Annotated in this window: 14 protein-coding genes; 8 read left to right on the top strand and 6 right to left on the bottom strand. The window is 41.3% G+C overall.

Going from position 1 to position 14,285, the window contains the following annotated elements:
• The first annotated feature begins 164 nt into the window (after positions 1 to 164).
• Complete coding sequence (locus tag ACFGVS_RS02415; RefSeq protein ID WP_274213788.1) at positions 165 to 509, top strand: phosphoribosylpyrophosphate synthetase; 345 nt, start codon at positions 165 to 167, stop codon at positions 507 to 509.
• 180 nt (positions 510 to 689) lie between these two features.
• Here the strand turns inward: ACFGVS_RS02415 and ACFGVS_RS02410 are convergent, their stop codons facing one another.
• A complete protein-coding gene (locus ACFGVS_RS02410) occupies positions 690 to 1,238 on the bottom strand; it encodes a hypothetical protein (protein WP_439697287.1) in 549 nt (182 codons plus the stop codon).
• Positions 1,239 to 1,408: 170 nt separating this feature from the next.
• Here ACFGVS_RS02410 and ACFGVS_RS02405 point away from each other — a divergent pair, with 170 nt between their 5' ends.
• Positions 1,409 to 1,624 carry a hypothetical protein gene (locus ACFGVS_RS02405; protein ID WP_090649923.1) on the top strand — a complete coding sequence of 72 codons (216 nt, stop codon included), beginning with the start codon at positions 1,409 to 1,411 and terminating at the stop codon, positions 1,622 to 1,624.
• Positions 1,625 to 1,700: 76 nt separating this feature from the next.
• Here ACFGVS_RS02405 and ACFGVS_RS02400 read toward each other — a convergent pair whose 3' ends face one another.
• Positions 1,701 to 2,249: a hypothetical protein gene (locus ACFGVS_RS02400; protein ID WP_090649920.1), complete on the bottom strand. Its 549-nt coding sequence runs from the start codon at positions 2,247 to 2,249 to the stop codon at positions 1,701 to 1,703.
• Between the two features lie 73 nt (positions 2,250 to 2,322).
• On the opposite strand from ACFGVS_RS02400, the gene ung reads away from it, so the two are divergent.
• Positions 2,323 to 3,000, top strand: a complete 678-nt coding sequence (ung, locus tag ACFGVS_RS02395) for a uracil-DNA glycosylase (RefSeq protein WP_439697286.1) — start codon at positions 2,323 to 2,325, stop codon at positions 2,998 to 3,000.
• 85 nt (positions 3,001 to 3,085) lie between these two features.
• On the opposite strand, the gene ACFGVS_RS02390 is transcribed toward ung, so the two are convergent.
• On the bottom strand, positions 3,086 to 3,556 hold the full coding sequence (locus ACFGVS_RS02390) for an Lrp/AsnC family transcriptional regulator (RefSeq protein ID WP_090649916.1): 471 nt from the start codon (positions 3,554 to 3,556) through the stop codon (positions 3,086 to 3,088).
• Positions 3,557 to 3,684: 128 nt separating this feature from the next.
• Here ACFGVS_RS02390 and ACFGVS_RS02385 point away from each other — a divergent pair, with 128 nt between their 5' ends.
• From ACFGVS_RS02385 to smpB, 3 genes are all read left to right on the top strand, one after another.
• The gene (locus ACFGVS_RS02385) at positions 3,685 to 4,338 is read left to right on the top strand and encodes a metal-dependent transcriptional regulator (protein ID WP_090649913.1); all 654 of its coding nucleotides are present in this window, start codon (positions 3,685 to 3,687) and stop codon (positions 4,336 to 4,338) included.
• Entirely contained in the window at positions 4,335 to 6,248 is a 1,914-nt protein-coding gene (locus ACFGVS_RS02380; protein WP_274213794.1) for an Nramp family divalent metal transporter, read from the top strand. The genes ACFGVS_RS02385 and ACFGVS_RS02380 overlap by 4 nt, the downstream gene beginning before the upstream one ends.
• A gap of 169 nt (positions 6,249 to 6,417) precedes the next feature.
• Complete coding sequence (gene smpB / locus ACFGVS_RS02375; protein ID WP_147059360.1) at positions 6,418 to 6,870, top strand: SsrA-binding protein SmpB; 453 nt, start codon at positions 6,418 to 6,420, stop codon at positions 6,868 to 6,870.
• Between the two features lie 131 nt (positions 6,871 to 7,001).
• Here the strand turns inward: smpB and ACFGVS_RS02370 are convergent, their stop codons facing one another.
• The 3 genes from ACFGVS_RS02370 to ACFGVS_RS02360 all read right to left on the bottom strand — a co-directional run bounded on the left by ACFGVS_RS02370 (position 7,002) and on the right by ACFGVS_RS02360 (position 10,982).
• A complete protein-coding gene (locus ACFGVS_RS02370) occupies positions 7,002 to 7,661 on the bottom strand; it encodes a protein-L-isoaspartate(D-aspartate) O-methyltransferase (protein ID WP_439697285.1) in 660 nt (219 codons plus the stop codon).
• 258 nt (positions 7,662 to 7,919) lie between these two features.
• On the bottom strand, positions 7,920 to 10,409 hold the full coding sequence (gene priA, locus ACFGVS_RS02365; RefSeq protein ID WP_439697284.1) for a replication restart helicase PriA: 2,490 nt from the start codon (positions 10,407 to 10,409) through the stop codon (positions 7,920 to 7,922).
• A 177-nt stretch (positions 10,410 to 10,586) separates the two neighbouring features.
• Positions 10,587 to 10,982, bottom strand: a complete 396-nt coding sequence (locus ACFGVS_RS02360; protein WP_274213799.1) for a DUF423 domain-containing protein — start codon at positions 10,980 to 10,982, stop codon at positions 10,587 to 10,589.
• An 85-nt stretch (positions 10,983 to 11,067) separates the two neighbouring features.
• On the opposite strand from ACFGVS_RS02360, the gene ACFGVS_RS02355 reads away from it, so the two are divergent.
• Both ACFGVS_RS02355 and ACFGVS_RS02350 read left to right on the top strand, forming a co-directional pair.
• On the top strand, positions 11,068 to 12,663 hold the full coding sequence (locus ACFGVS_RS02355; protein WP_439697283.1) for a hypothetical protein: 1,596 nt from the start codon (positions 11,068 to 11,070) through the stop codon (positions 12,661 to 12,663).
• 132 nt (positions 12,664 to 12,795) lie between these two features.
• Positions 12,796 to 14,241, top strand: a complete 1,446-nt coding sequence (locus ACFGVS_RS02350; RefSeq protein WP_439697282.1) for a DUF5723 family protein — start codon at positions 12,796 to 12,798, stop codon at positions 14,239 to 14,241.
• Positions 14,242 to 14,285 lie beyond the last annotated feature (44 nt).

The raw sequence follows: 14,285 nt of genomic DNA, 5'->3' as shown, positions 1-14,285 counted from the left end.
AAATAAACAAAATGTCTTGTTACTTAAATGTAATGAGACATTTTGTTTTGTATAGTGCTCAAAGGACTCTTATTATTCATTAAATCAAAACAACATCAATAGTTCATTGGTTACACAAATACACGCATTGTCAATTGCTATTACTTAAACAAAACATCACCACCATGAAAAATTACGAAAGCTTACTTGATGCCACCAATGATCTTTTCAAACGCGGATATACAGCTAACCTTAGCCTCGAAGGCGACACAATAGATGATAAATCCCAGGCGATTCACATGGGTGCCGACGATTTTATAATTGACGAGTTTTACCGTTTTGAAGGCGCCAGCAATCCCGATGATATGTCAATAGTATATGCGGTGTCATCACCAAAATATAACCTTAAAGGCGTATTAGTGAATGCCTATGGTACCTATGCCGATGATAGTTCATCTGCCATACACGCTAAACTACGCCACGGCCAGGTGAGCCATAATTTGCACGGAGAGGACAGGCCGCATGCGTAATTAGATATGCGGATGTGCAGATTTCAGATGTGCAGATTTCAAATGTGCAAATGAAGCCTTTTGATAATCATCTGCATATTTGTACATCCTAAAGCTCATCATCTGGAATCTGTGGCATACCTGCACATCCGCAGCTCAATCATCTGAAATCTGAAATTTGCACATCTGAAATCTGCACATCTACAAGCTCTTCAATATTTTTTTCCCGCCTGCCTGTATGGCTGCGCTGCCGTTACGCATTAAAAATTCCATTTGGGCGGTAAGTTCTTCTTTAACCCAGGGGAATGAATCCTTTAAATTGAATAAAGCGTAAGCTGCAAATATTTTTACAGCAACTTTTGTCCTGGGGTTTATCATCCAGTCAAACAGTTGCTCAACCACCGGTTCAAAGTTGATTTCCTGTAGCTTTAATTGTAGCGACTCCGGTGCCTTTGCGTCAGTTATGTGCATAATTATTTTGGCGTAATGCCGCATGCAGCCTGGGTGTTTTACTTCCTTAATGCGCGATATCATGTATTCCAGATCGGGCAGATAACTTTCCGGGGCGGTTAAAAAAACGTTTTCCAGGATCCACACGGCCCTAAAGGCGACAGCTTTATCGGGGTGAAAGGTAGTATCAATCAAATCATGCAATGCAAATTGCTGCGCCTTTAATATACGGCTTAGTTCAAGCACCTTGGGTTTGCCTATAATGCCGGTTATTCGCTCAATAAGTTCCGATTTGGTCATTTATATATAAAGATAAAAAGTCTTTATAAATATATCACCCCCTAAACTCAGCCGTATAAAATTTCGCCGGCCAGTTACCATAACAATTTGTTAATGAAAGCTTAAAGCAAATAAAATCTAAAACTTAATAATATTGGCTATAATTGTAATAAACATAATATACAAACATCATGACCAATTCAATTCTGGAGATCACCGAAAACGAATACCTGATAAAGCTAAACAGGAGCAATTTCAACCTGTCGTTCATCAGGAGTTTATTAAAGATGGTTGAAGTGGCCAACCCAAGCGACGAAAGCGAGTTTTCTTATAGCGACCGCATAATCCACCCTTATCAAAACCACTCCGCCACAGCCGACTATTTTAGCGCTATTGACGAAAAATAAAAGAGACCCGGTTTTGGGTCTCTTTTATTTTTTATCTTTTTTCCTTTGATTTTATTGCATCTGTTTATAATCCGGATTAAAACTGGCGATATCCGCCTCTTACTACCTGTTTATCCATTTGGGCCAACTGGCCTTTCATCATTTTTATCTGTTCGGTAAGTAATTTATTCTTATCGTCTTTTGATGCTTCAGATAAATACATCTGCGCTTCGCGTTTGTTGCGTTTTGCCATGGAGATACCTGCCAGGCTCAATTTAGCCAATGCAATATTGTGCGACATTTTCATGCCCAGTTGCAATGATTTCTTAAAATACTTTTCAGATTTCATCGGCGCCTTGCGCGATTCGATCAAACCGATCAGCAAGTTATAATAACCATGCTGATTTTTATGCAATTGCTTTTCGTAGTCGGTAATTTTCAACAACCAGGTTTCAGCTTTTTCAGAATTCTCTTTGCGCAAAAAATATTGCGCCAGGATCATATTTTCGTTAAAAAAGAAACTTAACAGTACAATGCCACCAAATAACAATACTAAAATCCCCCAGCCCCAAAAGCTAAAAGCACAAAGCGCAACGGCTGCGCCAAAGAATACACACGCTACTACTAACCGAACGATATTTGACATAATTTGCTTTACTATATATTAAGCGCAAATATCTGTTTATTTGTACGCTAAATCAACATCTATAAAAATATTTATGGCTAATTCATTAGACCCATCATGGCAGGCAGTTTTACAATCCGAATTTGACAAACCTTACATGGTAAAACTGAAACAATTTCTGCTAAAGGAAAAAGAATCGGGACAAATAGTTTACCCCAAAAACGCCGACATTTTTAACGCCTTTAATACCACTCATTTTGATGATGTTAAAGTGGTTATCCTGGGCCAGGATCCTTACCATGGCGCACACCAGGCACACGGACTATCATTTTCGGTTCAAAAAGGAATTGCTATACCGCGGTCGTTATCCAATATTTACAAGGAATTAAAAACCGATATCCCGGGCTTTACCATCCCAACACACGGAAACCTGGAGGAATGGGCCAAGCAAGGCGTATTGCTATTGAACGCCACGTTAACCGTTAGGGCAAGCACACCAGGCTCGCACCAAAAACAGGGCTGGGAAGAATTTACCGACGAGGTTATCAAAACCATATCCGATAAAAAACAAGGTATCGTATTTATACTCTGGGGAGCCTTTGCCCAATCAAAAGCAGTATTGATAGACGAAAAAAAACACTTCATTATCAAAAGCGCCCATCCTTCGCCCTTCTCGGCCGACAGGGGCTTTTTTGACAGCAAGCCATTCTCAAAAACCAACGAAATATTGAGGAAAGAAGGAAAAAAAGAGATTGATTGGCAAATCAGGTAATTTGAAGATTTGAGAATTTGAAGATTTGAAAATGGTCGGCGTTAAATAATTTTCAAATTCTCAAATCTTCAAATTCTCAAATTAATTAGTATTCCAATGGTACTATCGGCTCCTTTTTACTGGTCGACATGATCATCATAGTTTGGAAAGTTTTTACAACCGTAATGCGGCTTATTTTTTCCATGATTAATTGCTCGTATGATTTAATGTCGCGCACGTAGCACTTCAGTAAAAAATCGCACTGGCCGGTTACGTGATGGCACTCGGTTACTTCTTTGATGTTTTTTATCTCATCTAAAAAAGTTTGGATGGTGTTTTTTTGATGAAAATCCAACGAAATCTGGATAAAAGTTTTGATACCCAGGCCCAGTTTTTCTTCATCAACCAGCGCATGATAACTTTTAATGTATTCGGCATTTTCCAGCTTACGCACACGCTCAAGCGTTGGTGCCGGCGAAAGGCCAATTTCGTTGGACAATTGAAGGTTGGTTATCCTTCCATTTTCCTGTAATATCTTTAGTATCTGTAAGTCTATTTTATCTAATTCAGCGCCCATAGTGTTGCAAATATAATATATTCCGCATTTCACGAAATTAAATTTTAATTAAAACGAGTAAAACAAAAATATATTTCTCTACTCTTCATATTTTAGATTAGTCTAAATTTTTTATTAGATTTGTATAAATGAACACGTTAGCCGAGGAAAACTATTTAAAATGCATTTACCACCTGGCAACAGGCGCCGGAATGGCCAGCACCAATCAAATTGCAGCATCATTAAATACCAAGGCTTCATCGGTAACAGATATGCTGAAAAAGCTGGCAGATAAAGCCCTGATTAACTATACCCGTTACCAGGGCGTAAGTCTTACGGCTGCAGGCGAGAGGATAGCCATTGGCATTATTCGTAAGCATAGGCTGTGGGAGTATTTTTTGGTTGAGAAGCTGAACTTTAAATGGGACCAGGTACATGATATGGCCGAAGAGATGGAACACATCTCTTCGGAAGAATTAATTGACCGGCTCGACGAATTTATGGGCCATCCAAAGCACGACCCGCATGGCGACCCGATACCAGATTGTAACGGCAAATTTAAATCGGCCGAGCTTAAGCCGGTTTCGGCATTAACAATTAACGATTGCGGGGTTATTTCGGGAGTACGTGATCATACATCGCCATTCTTACAATACCTGGAAAAGCAGCAGCTTACCATTGGCAAAAAAATAACCATTACCGATATCATCGAATATGATCATTCGGTGGCATTAAAGCTCGATACAGATAAAGAAGTACACATCAGCCGCGAGGTTGCCAATAATTTACTGATAGCCCTATGAGCAAAAACAATACAAATGATAATCATTCTTTAGGTAACGTACACAGTTCGGTTAACCCCGAGAGTTTAACCGGGTGGCGTAAAATTATGGCCTTTTTAGGCCCGGCCTACCTGGTTAGCGTGGGCTACATGGATCCCGGCAACTGGGCAACCGATATTGCCGGAGGCAGCGCCTTTGGTTATAAACTCATCTGGGTTTTGTTTGCTTCAAATCTCATTGCGTTATTGCTACAATCGCTGGCCGCCCGGCTGGGCATAGTGCGTGGGCTGGACCTGGCACAGGCCTCTAAGAATGCCTACCCTCGTTTTGTAAATTTTTGCCTGTATATATTGGCCCAGGTTGCCATTATAGCCTGCGATCTGGCCGAGATCATCGGTATGGCTATCGGCTTAAAGCTCTTATTTCATTTACCACTCATCTGGGGTGTATCGCTTACTATAACGGATACTGTGCTGATGCTTTATTTGATGAACAAAGGCATGCGCAAGCTGGAAGGTTTTATTATATCAATGATCTTCATCATCGGCGTTTCGTTCCTGGTAGAGATGTTTATTGTGGGGCCGCAGGTACTGGATGTTGCAAAGGGGTTTATCCCCAGCAACCTGTTTAAAAATGATGCAGTGAGCCAACAGATGTTATACATCGCTATTGGCATTATAGGTGCTACGGTAATGCCGCATAACCTTTACCTGCACTCGTCGCTGGTACAAACCCGAAAAATTACCCGTACCGAAGAGGGCTTTAAATCGGCCATAAAATTCAACCTGTTTGATACCGTTATCGCGCTAAACCTTGCTTTTTTTGTAAACGCAGCCATATTGATCCTGGCGGCTACCGCTTTTTTTAAAAACGGTTATTTTCAAGTTGCCGAAATACAGGATGCCTACAAACTGCTGGAACACATATTTGGCCGTATAGCACCCGTATTGTTTGCTATCGCCCTTATTGCATCGGGGCAAAGTTCAACCATTACTGGTACCCTTGCCGGCCAAATCATTATGGAGGGCCATATTAACCTGCGTATTGAACCATGGCTTCGGCGATTGCTTACGCGGGTATTAGCTATAGTACCGGCAGTATTCACCATCATATACTTCGGAGAAGATGCTTTGGGCAGCCTGATTATTTTAAGCCAGGTGGTATTAAGCCTTCAGCTTGGTTTCGCGGTTATTCCGTTAATCCATTTTACATCCGATAAAAAGCGGATGGGAAATTTCGCCATCAGCCTTAAAGTAAAAATATTAGCCTGGGCAAGCGCAATACTTATAGTTGGCCTAAATGCCAAACTGGTTTATGACCAAATTGGCGATTGGCTGAAAGGCAACCCACAAGCTGATTTATACATTTATATTTTTGTTATACCAATAGTTATCGGGATAGCATTGTTGCTGGTTTATGTATTTTTAAGACCGATGCTTTATAAACATACCGATAAACCTATCTACGTGCCGCATGGTATTGCAAATTCCATTAACGAGCTGGACGCTGTTATATATAAACACCTGGCCATCACCATCGATTTTTCGAAAAACGACAATGATTGTATGCGCCATGCCATTATGCAGGGTGGCAAACACGCTACCTATACCCTTATACACGTGGTAGAAACCGCCGGGGCCCGTTATTACGGCGGCCAGGTAATGGACAGCGAAACCCAAAGCGATTTTGACAACCTGGATAAATACGTGCAGGCCATGAAAAAATTAGGCTACAAGGCCGAAGGCGAAATTGGCTTTGGTAACCCCGCGGATGCAATTGCCGGGATAGTAAACAAAAACGGGATAGATTTTATTGTGATGGGTTCGCACGGGCACAAAGCTTTAAAAGACCTCATATTTGGAACGACCGTAAACTCGGTACGGCATAAGGTTAATGTGCCGGTATTGATTGTGAAGCCACAAAAGGCGTAGCCCCACCTAAATAGCAGAGCTTTCATGAGCGCCTATAAAAAATAAAATTGCGAATAATCATCTCCTTCAGGATAGGATTTAATAAAATACAGCAAAAGCTTTCGCTATTTAAGCAAGGTAGAGAGCGGGTTATTTTTTTGTAAGTTTGCAAGCTTTACATCTGAATACAATGGCCGAGGATAAAATATACATCAAAAACAAAAAAGCTTACTTTGAATACCACGTACTGGATAAATACACGGCCGGCATAAAATTGCTGGGTACCGAAATTAAATCCATCCGCGAAGGCAAGGCCAATATTAATGATGCATTTTGTACCTTCATTAACGGGCAGCTATATGTGCGTAATCTGCACATATCCGAATACTCGTATGGCTCATTCTACAACCACGAAGCAAAACGCGACCGTGTGCTGCTGCTCAACAAAAAAGAGCTTAAAAAACTGCTTACCCGCGGCGAAGAAAAAGGATTAACCATTATCCCTCTTGCGCTGTTCATCAGCGAACGCGGTTTTGCCAAACTGGAAATCGGTTTAGCTCAAGGTAAAAAGACTTTTGACAAGCGCGAAACCATGAAAGAACGGGATACTAAAATTGAGATGGACAGGGTGATGAAAAGGTAAATTTTGATGTGCAGATATGCAAATTTCAGATGTGCAGATGATTTGAAATGAATCATCATATCAATCAATTTAACGATTATCTAATTCTTTTTTCATCTGCACATTTGCACACCTGAAATCTGCACATCTATTTACCAGGCCTTATCCCCTACCAGCGGTACAAACCTAAAAGTATCCAGCACAATTTTTTCATAATCGTGCTCAGCCACTTTCAGGATGGTTACCATTTTTTGGGTATCTTCATCGCCAACAGGGATTACCAAAATGCCGCCTATTTTTAATTGTTTAAGTAAAATTTCGGGGACGGTTGGCGCGCCGGCAGTTACAATAATTTTATCATATGGAGCGTGCTGGGCTATACCAATAGAGCCATCGCCACAAAAAAAGTTGGCTTTATAACCCATTTTTTCGGGCAATACATATTTTGTTTTTTCGTAGAGTTTCTCCTGCCGTTCAATGGTGTAAACGGTAGCGCCCATCTCTAACAAAACACAGGTTTGATAACCCGATCCTGTTCCAATTTCCAGTACCTTATCGCCCTTACGGATGTGGAGCAGCTCTGTTTGATAGGCTACTGTGTACGGCTGCGAAATGGTTTGCCCCTCGCCTATCGGGAAGGCGATATCTTTGTAGGCCTGGTTCCAGAAAGTTTCAGCAAAAAAGTAGTGGCGGGGTACGGTACCAATTGCTTTTAACACTTCCTGGTCCTGGATGCCTTTTTTTTCCAACAAATCAACCAGCCGCTTACGGGCACCTTTTTCGCGATAATTATCGATGTACTTTTGAGCCATTACACAGTAAAGTTAGCAGGATTTTGGTGATTTTGGGAGGGGAATTGAACAGCAAATCGTAAACACTTATGTGTTAACCAGTAAATTTCCCGTTTGTCATCCTGAGGTACGAGGGATCTATCAGTCGTGCATGACTGATAGAAAAGTTCGTGAATAGATCCTTCGTACCTCAGGATGACAGTCTTTTATTTTTGAGTGTTATCTTCCCTTCAGAATCCGCGGATTTTACCGCTCAGAATGACAAAAGGGAAATATTATTTAGTACGGATCCACATCCGGCTGTACAATACTCCCTTTACTCAGCTTAGTGGTCTGAAACTGTACAATCACATCCTTTAGTATCGCCTTTGCCTTTACAATCGAAATCCCATCCTTCTCAAACTTTAACATGATGGATTTGATATAAAAATTACGAATGCGGCTAATCAACGGCGACTCGGGGCCAATTACTCTTTCACCAAAGTGCTTACGCAACTCATTGGCCAGGTAAACCGACTGGTTATACAGTATTTCGGGATTTTTATGCTTGATGTCTAAATTAATAATACGGTAGAACGGCGGGTATTTGAAGCTTTTACGCTCGGCCATTTCTGTGTAGTACAAATCGCTGTAATCATTAGCAATTACCTGTTTAATAACGCGATGGAACGGATCATAAGTTTGTATCACCACCTTTCCCTGCTTGCCCCTGCGGCCTGCCCTGCCGCTTACCTGGGCAAGCATCTGGAAACTGCGCTCATTGGCGCGGTAGTCCGGAAACTTGAGCAAACTATCGGCATTAATGATCCCGATTAAGGTAACGTCGCTAAAATCGAGCCCCTTGGCTACCATTTGGGTACCTACCAGTATATCTATCTTTTTTTCCTCCAGGTCGTTCAATATGGTTTGCAGCGAGTTACGCGCACGTGTGGTATCCAGGTCCATACGGGCAATACGTGCATCGGGCAACAGCAGGCTTAACTCGTCCTCAATTTTCTCGGTACCAAAACCCTTGTATTCCAGGTGTGTGGATCCGCAGGCCGGGCAAATAGATGGCGAATCTTCCTTATAACCGCAGTAATGGCAATGCAGCTTGCCGCTGCTTTTATGATAAGTAAGGCTTACATCGCAATTGATACATTTGGGCGTAAAGGCGCAAATTTTGCACATGAGCACCGGGGCATAGCCACGCCGGTTCTGAAACAGGATAACCTGCTCTTTATTAGCCAATGCTTCGGTTATACCGGCCATCAACACGCTGGTAAAATGCGATTGAATTGTCTTTTGCTTCGTTTCCGTAGCGATACTCACAACTTCCACATCGGGCAACTCTACCCCACCAAAACGCTCTGTAAGTTCTGCAAAACCATATTTTCCGGTTTTCGCATTATGATAACTTTCAAATGAGGGCGTAGCCGAACCTAACAAAACTTTGCCATGATGCATGTTGGCTAAAAATATGGCAGCATCACGGGCGTTGTAACGGGGAGCAGGATCAAACTGTTTGTACGATGTTTCGTGCTCTTCGTCAACAATAATCAACCCAAGGTCATTAAATGGTAAAAACAGGGATGACCGGGCACCCAATATCACCTTATAATCGTTGTTGAGTACTTTTTGCCAAACCTCTACCCGCTCATTATCATTAAAACGGGAGTGGTACACACCAATGTCGGCGCCAAAATAGATGCGCAACCGTTCTATGATGTGGGTGGTAAGCGCAATCTCGGGCAACAGGTAAAGCACCTGCCTGTCGTTGCGCATCATCTCCTCTATCAGCCTGATATAAAGCTGCGTTTTACCAGACGAAGTTACTCCGTGAAGCAACGTAACATCTTTTTCAAGGAATTGCCGCCCAATGCTTTCCAGCACTTCCGTTTGCTGGTTGCTCAAATCAAAATTGGTAATAGCATCCAAATCTTCTTCAAAATGAAGCCGGCTTACGTTTTTTTCAACCGCAAATAAGATTTCTTTTTCTATAAGCGATTTTATACTCGATTCCCCGGCCCCACTCTCCTCAATCAGTTCATTTTTGGTGACAGCCTTTTGGGTACGCGATAGTTTGATGTATGCCAGCAAGGCATCAGCTTGTTTAGGCGCGCGTTTTTCCAGTATCGGAAATAGTTCGCGAAGGTTATCGGGATTGTTATAAACCGGATTTAAGGTAATAAACGTACGTTTGCGGGGTTTATAACGTTCGCTCACTTCTTCGCTGATGTGAATGAGGTTTTTCTCAAACATCAGCTTCAAAATAGGCATAACCGTTTTTTGGCCTAACAGTTTAGCTATATCGCTTATGGTTAACTCGGGCTGAATATCCAGCGCCTCCACAATTAAAAATTCCTTATCGTGCAGGGCGCTCCGGTCTATATCAAATTCCTTATTAAGTTCTATTTTGGTTTCGCTGGCCAGTTTCAAGGCCGCGGGCAGTGCAGCATTCATTACCTCGCCTACGTTGCACATATAATAATCGGCCACCCATTGCCAAAAATGCAATTGGTGGGGCGTAACCACCGGCAGGTTATCCAATATGTCAATAATATACTTGGCCTCGTATTTTTCAGGCGCCAGTTCGCTGATGTCTTTAACAACCGCAGTATAAAGCTTGCTTTTACCAAACTGCACTACTACCCTTTTGCCAATGGCAATAGCATCGTTCATTTCAAAAGGTACGCGGTAAGTGTAATTTTTTGAGATAGACAGCGGCAAAATCACTTCTACAAAAAGCGTCTTACGATCGGTGTGCTCAAATTCGGTAAACTCTAACATTTGTTTTTAGCAGAGTCAAGAATTAAGAGTCAAGAATTAAGACAACGCTGGTCTATTTCCCGTCTAAATCCCTGATGGTGAACTTTTAAATTTTGCATGTTAAAATTGATCGAGAGTTAGAATTCAAAAATGGTTACCAATTTTCCGTCTTGACTCTTGATTCTTAACTCTTGATTCTTATTTAATTTCCCTATCGCCCAAGGCAGCTATCGCCATCATCAGCCAGCCTAAAATAAACAGCAAGCCGCCCAATGGTGTTACCGGGCCCATGTATATCAGCCAGTTCCAACCTATAATGCCGCGGCAGCTTAACAGGTATAATGACCCTGAAAAAAATATTATCCCGAAGGTAAACAGGTAATAAGCGGCTTTAATCAGCTTCCCTTTTGGTTCTTTAAAGGTAGATAGAAAAAGCAGGGCAAATACGTGGTAAAAATTATATTGTACGGCGGTGTGCCAAACCTCTAACTGGCTGGGTTGCAAAACTGCTTTAAGCCCATGCGCCCCAAAAGCACCGGTTATTACAGCGAGCATTCCTAAAAGCGAAGCGGTGACGATTATTTTTTTGTTCATGCAGATATAAAAAGCTAAGTTAACCAATTGAAAGTATTACTTTAATGCCGCAGGGTAAAATTCTATCTTTGTAAAGCAAACTGCTATGAGACGACTGATAGTAACCACCATAATTTTACTGGCTGCCACTGTATTTATAACGGTTGTATATTTTAAAAATTTAAACCCGCCAGGGGTACGCAATAACCAGGTAATGCAAAGCATTCCAGATAACGCGGTTGCAGTGTTTGAATTTAACAACGAAAAAGGCTTTTATGATATTTTTAATGGCAACCAGCTGTTAGCCGCAACTGTTGGCAAACAAAAATTAAGCGATTTGGATACCATACGCAGGTTGCTTATGTTGTCCCCGCTGTCTGATCAGTTTTTTTCGGGCCAAAATGTATTTATCTCCGTTCATCCGTCAGATACCGGCGATATAGGATTATTGGTAACCACAACGGCATCTGTTGGTTTTGATCCAAACTCATTTAACCAGATAACGGGGCAATCAAAAGGAGCGCTTTCAATTACTATTAACCACAATGCTATCGGGCCCGAATACGATATTTTGATAAAAGGTATCAACAAGCATTTTTATATCATTAAAAAAGAAGATAATATTTTTGTAGGCAGTTTTTCAAAAGCGTTGATAGATTTAAGCGCATTATACAAAAGCGACAAAAGCAAAACCATATTTGTCCCTCTGCCCGATCAGCAAAACGCCAACTCGCTGGCCAACTTATACATCAATTACGGCCAGTTGTCGCCCCTGTTTGATGAGGTTTTTAAAAACAATAATACCGATATTTTCAAAAGCTTCCGTTTATTGCCGGCCGTTGCCGCCCTGAGCATAAATTATAAAAACGACGCTTTAATGTTTAACGGGATAACCAGTTTAAACAATCACACCTATAGCTATTTAAACCTGTTTACCAAGCAGCAGCCTGTTGACAATCGCTTGAAAGATATGTTCCCCGCAACTACGGCCTATAGCATTTGCTTTGCCGTATCCGACCCGCAAAAATTTGAAGCCGATTTGTCCCAATGGCACTTTAAGGCAGGTGTAAACGCCGAAAAGGATAAACTTTTCCGTAAAATTAAACAGGAAACCGGCCTGTTGTTAAAAAACGAATTTGAGCCCTTATTAAGTAATGAATTTGCGGTGGTGACAACCCGGTATCAGGAAAAGTTTGCCATTATTTCGGTTAAAGATGGTTCAAAGCTATTGCCTTTGATGACTAATATCAGCACCATGATAAGCGATGGTATAGGGCAGTTTAATTACGAAAAAATACCTTTTTTTTTACTGGGCGATGCTTTTAGCATTTTCAGAAAACCTTATTTCATGGTCATAGATAACTACTTGGTGCTGGCTGCGTCGCCATCAGAACTAAGCAGCTATACCGATACCTATATCAACCGTAAATTCATCAGCAAAACCGGGCAGTATAACGAGTTTGACAATTTGCTGGCCGAGCGAAGCAATGTTGCTTTTTTTATCAACTTTAAAAACGCACAGCCGATATTAAAGCGCGACCTTAAAAACCCATTTTATGACGCCTTTGAAAACAACCACCCCGGCTGGAAAGATTTTTACGGGGCGGCTTATCAATTTACAGCGTCTGACAGGAACTTTTACACCAATTTTTGCATGAAAATAAACAATATTGACACCGCGGCGTTTACTAAAAAAAATTAATTTGGCGGGTTCACAACCAATTTATGCCAAAATGCGTTAAAAAGCTTGATTATTTTACCCTTTTTTACAGATAACCAGTTTTGAATTTTATCTTTAAAAAATCAAAACGGACTAAGGCTCGCGAGATATAATATGAATAAAATTTACATCGTTTTTTTCTTTTTGCTCATTTCTTTCTCGGCCTCGGCCCAGCAATTTTCTCAGTATAACACTGGCACGCTTTATGATTCGTTCGAAAACCCATCGGTAAGATCATTTATACCCGACTCAAGCAGGCAATATGCATTTAATTTTTTCATACCCAACTTTAATGCCAATGCTTACGTAACGGGAGATGTACAGCAGGCACTTAAAAACCGTTTATTTGCTTCCGATCCCAAGTACAAAGCAAACGCACTTCAAATCGGTAAAAGCAAGTACAACCACTTTAATGCTAATGTAAATGCTTATGGCATTATGCTTAAATCATTCACCAGCCTTAACGGCGATGTGGAAATGGGCTTCTCATACCAATTAAAAGCAGAAAGCCGCGGCCTTGTATCTGATGAAACGATTGCTTTGTTTGACGATGTACGTAATTTTAAAGACAATCCTTACGACGATATTTTTAACGATCATTTTCAAATGCAAACTTATAACCAGATCAGCTATTCGTACCGCGAACGGATTGATAAGCAGTTTGCCTTTGGTTTTAAACTGAGTGCGCTGTTAGGTATAAAATACTCAAAATTTGATATTACAGGTTCGCACGCAGTGTTTGATTCGGTTAACAACGCAGCAACCCTAAGCATGCGCGGCCGCTATTATTCAAGCTACATACCAGGCCAGCCATCTGCACATGATTACCTGCCTACCTTTCGAAACCCGGGTGCCTCTATAACCATTGGAACATCGTATATAACCGACGATAAAATAACCATACAGGCCAATATTAAAGATTTAGGTTTTATCCATTGGAGCAGCCGTTCGCTTGCCGCTGATTTTGATAACACTACAACCATCACCGGATTAGGGTCAGGCCGGCGGGAAGACAGCATTTACAACGCAGTAATTAAGCTGTTCCGAAGCACCGAAGCGATGTCAAAAATCGGCTCATTTACCACAAAAACAAATGCCAGGGGCGAATTGAGCGCATCAAAAACATATTGGATAGATTACGATAATAATTTTAAATACACGCCAACCCTTATAGGCTCCAAAGAGTTTTGGTTTACCGGGTTTACCGCTGCATTGGTTAACCACGTGCAGTATCAAAACTATACCGCCACAATTACTGCCAGTTACGATGATATGAAGTTATTTAACGTAGGCGCCCAACTGATGTATAAAACCCCCAATTTTGAAGTTTACGGAGGCTCCGAGAGGCTTATTAACACGGGCAGGCTTGCTTTTGCCGCGCTGGGCAACCAAACACAAATAGATCATATTGGCACCTACTCGGGTATGGATATATTTCTGGGTTTTTCGTTGAAATTTGGTGCCGTAATTGAGCACCCCATGAATTCAAGCTACATCCCTATGGGCGAAAAAGGTTTCTTTGGCAGGCTTTGGGGACGATTGTTTAAAACAGGCAATTAAAAAAAGAGCCAGGAAGCTATAATCAAGATACTTCACTTATCTGT

Origin of the sequence: Mucilaginibacter sediminis, from assembly GCF_051903035.1 — a bacterium.
Taxonomy (GTDB): domain Bacteria; phylum Bacteroidota; class Bacteroidia; order Sphingobacteriales; family Sphingobacteriaceae; genus Mucilaginibacter.
Note: the sequence above shows the minus strand (reverse complement) of the source record. Positions and strands in the feature narration are given on the sequence as shown.

What these genes read in the sequence shown, in the direction of transcription:
- ACFGVS_RS02360 (WP_274213799.1), bottom strand. Translation starts at nt 10,982, where the DNA reads ATGAACAAAAAAATAATCGTCACCGCTTCGCTTTTAGGAATGCTCGCT.
- ACFGVS_RS02350 (WP_439697282.1), top strand. Translation starts at nt 12,796, where the DNA reads ATGAATAAAATTTACATCGTTTTTTTCTTTTTGCTCATTTCTTTCTCG.
- ung (WP_439697286.1), top strand. Translation starts at nt 2,323, where the DNA reads ATGGCTAATTCATTAGACCCATCATGGCAGGCAGTTTTACAATCCGAA.
- ACFGVS_RS02410 (WP_439697287.1), bottom strand. Translation starts at nt 1,238, where the DNA reads ATGACCAAATCGGAACTTATTGAGCGAATAACCGGCATTATAGGCAAA.
- ACFGVS_RS02355 (WP_439697283.1), top strand. Translation starts at nt 11,068, where the DNA reads ATGAGACGACTGATAGTAACCACCATAATTTTACTGGCTGCCACTGTA.
- ACFGVS_RS02380 (WP_274213794.1), top strand. Translation starts at nt 4,335, where the DNA reads ATGAGCAAAAACAATACAAATGATAATCATTCTTTAGGTAACGTACAC.
- ACFGVS_RS02370 (WP_439697285.1), bottom strand. Translation starts at nt 7,661, where the DNA reads ATGGCTCAAAAGTACATCGATAATTATCGCGAAAAAGGTGCCCGTAAG.
- ACFGVS_RS02415 (WP_274213788.1), top strand. Translation starts at nt 165, where the DNA reads ATGAAAAATTACGAAAGCTTACTTGATGCCACCAATGATCTTTTCAAA.
- ACFGVS_RS02390 (WP_090649916.1), bottom strand. Translation starts at nt 3,556, where the DNA reads ATGGGCGCTGAATTAGATAAAATAGACTTACAGATACTAAAGATATTA.
- ACFGVS_RS02400 (WP_090649920.1), bottom strand. Translation starts at nt 2,249, where the DNA reads ATGTCAAATATCGTTCGGTTAGTAGTAGCGTGTGTATTCTTTGGCGCA.
- ACFGVS_RS02405 (WP_090649923.1), top strand. Translation starts at nt 1,409, where the DNA reads ATGACCAATTCAATTCTGGAGATCACCGAAAACGAATACCTGATAAAG.
- smpB (WP_147059360.1), top strand. Translation starts at nt 6,418, where the DNA reads ATGGCCGAGGATAAAATATACATCAAAAACAAAAAAGCTTACTTTGAA.
- ACFGVS_RS02385 (WP_090649913.1), top strand. Translation starts at nt 3,685, where the DNA reads ATGAACACGTTAGCCGAGGAAAACTATTTAAAATGCATTTACCACCTG.
- priA (WP_439697284.1), bottom strand. Translation starts at nt 10,409, where the DNA reads ATGTTAGAGTTTACCGAATTTGAGCACACCGATCGTAAGACGCTTTTT.